Genomic DNA, 1,398 nt, shown 5'->3' on the forward strand with positions numbered 1-1,398 from the left:
AAACACTCGGATACTACATTTTTGACAGTCTACTTTATACATTTTTTAATTTTTTTTGCGAGTTACTTTACCATTTGTTTGTTCTAATGTCACTTTGGTGGGTCGATCAGTTTTGTAGTCTGTTGTACAGTTTGGCGTCATACCAAACAATGTCCGATATATCCCCTATTTTTTGAATGTTTTTGAAAATCGATAATGTTTATTATCCTTCTTCATCAAATTGACACGCATATTTTTGTACATAAGGCCTCTTCCCATTAATAATCGTTCATAAGACATTACAGCAAGAAAGTAATTAGATGACAAGAATTTTTTGATTTGGAGTTAACTCATTTATTGTAAAGGTAGCAAACTATTTATTATAGTAAAAGATTCGGGATTGTTGGTCATTTAAACTACAACAATCTAGAAAATATTAGTAATTTTAAAGGATACTTATATGGGACTGCGTACTTTATAAAAATGATTGATCCAGCAAAAGGGAAAAAAATACTACATGAATTAGATGATCTTTCTTGGTCATAATTTGGGAAATTTTAATTGTTTAATTCTCAGTTATCGTGTTAGGGTCTATAATCTCCAAATAACCCCTCAAAAACATTGAAAGAATAGCCCCCAATATCTATAATGTAGATATTGGGGGCTATTTTAATTTATTTTTTTATAAGTGCCCCTAAACTATAGCTATTGATTCAAGATTTCATGGGAGCCAGTTGCAACCAATAACAAAATCAATTCATCATGATCTAGCTGATAAATAACAATCCAGTTGTCATAATTTTTACCATAGTTTCCATATCTGGCAGGGTGAAATTCACGATAGCCACGCCAATTTCCTTTTAATGCATGATCTTTAATCTGTTTCAAAACAAGTACATCTTGTTCAACAATTGATTCTAAACAAGGCTTCAAGACAGTTATTGGGAAATGTTTTTTGACTAGTTTTTTTAATTCACGTTCAAAAGATTTGGTCTGTTTAATTTGCATCTAACTTATCGATCCAATCTTCAAAGTCAGTCAATGAACCAATGTTTTTGACCTGCCCTGTTTCTGCTTCTTTTTTAGCGGCTAAGGCTTCCGGAGAATCTAAAAAGCTGACTAATCGAACTTCATTATTGGCCGCTTTAACTAACGATAAGCGTATATACTCAGAAACGGTTAGCCCTTGTTTTGCTAGATTAGCTTTAGCCCGTTCACTAATGTCAGGTGTTACACGAGTTGAAATTGTCTTGTTTTTAATAATAGTATTACTCATTCTAATCCGCCTCCTTTAAGTTTACCATCGTACTACATTATAATATTCGATTTTTAGGTTTTCTGCAACTAAATTAATTTTAAAGTAAAGGAACTAACAGCTTATGCAACAAGTTGTCTTACCCATCAAAGATTCAAACGTTC

2 protein-coding genes are annotated in these 1,398 nt (G+C 32.0%); both read right to left on the minus strand.

Annotation, left to right across the window (positions count from 1 at the left end; all coding sequences use genetic code 11):
- Positions 1 to 684: 684 nt before the first annotated feature.
- The gene (locus JCM11969_RS16665) at positions 685 to 987 is read right to left on the minus strand and encodes a type II toxin-antitoxin system YafQ family toxin (RefSeq protein WP_054713009.1); all 303 of its coding nucleotides are present in this window, start codon (positions 985 to 987) and stop codon (positions 685 to 687) included.
- On the minus strand, positions 977 to 1,255 hold the full coding sequence (locus JCM11969_RS16670) for a plasmid mobilization protein (protein WP_003625288.1): 279 nt from the start codon (positions 1,253 to 1,255) through the stop codon (positions 977 to 979). Before JCM11969_RS16670 ends, JCM11969_RS16665 begins: the two co-directional genes overlap by 11 nt.
- Positions 1,256 to 1,398 lie beyond the last annotated feature (143 nt).

Origin of the sequence: Secundilactobacillus paracollinoides DSM 15502 = JCM 11969 (genome assembly GCF_001311135.1) — a bacterium.
GTDB classification, from domain to species: Bacteria; Bacillota; Bacilli; order Lactobacillales; family Lactobacillaceae; genus Secundilactobacillus; species Secundilactobacillus paracollinoides.

Bases quoted from the DNA above. Each gene is read 5' to 3' on its own strand.
- JCM11969_RS16670 (WP_003625288.1), bottom strand. From the start codon at position 1,255: ATGAGTAATACTATTATTAAAAACAAGACAATTTCAACTCGTGTAACA.
- JCM11969_RS16665 (WP_054713009.1), bottom strand. From the start codon at position 987: ATGCAAATTAAACAGACCAAATCTTTTGAACGTGAATTAAAAAAACTA.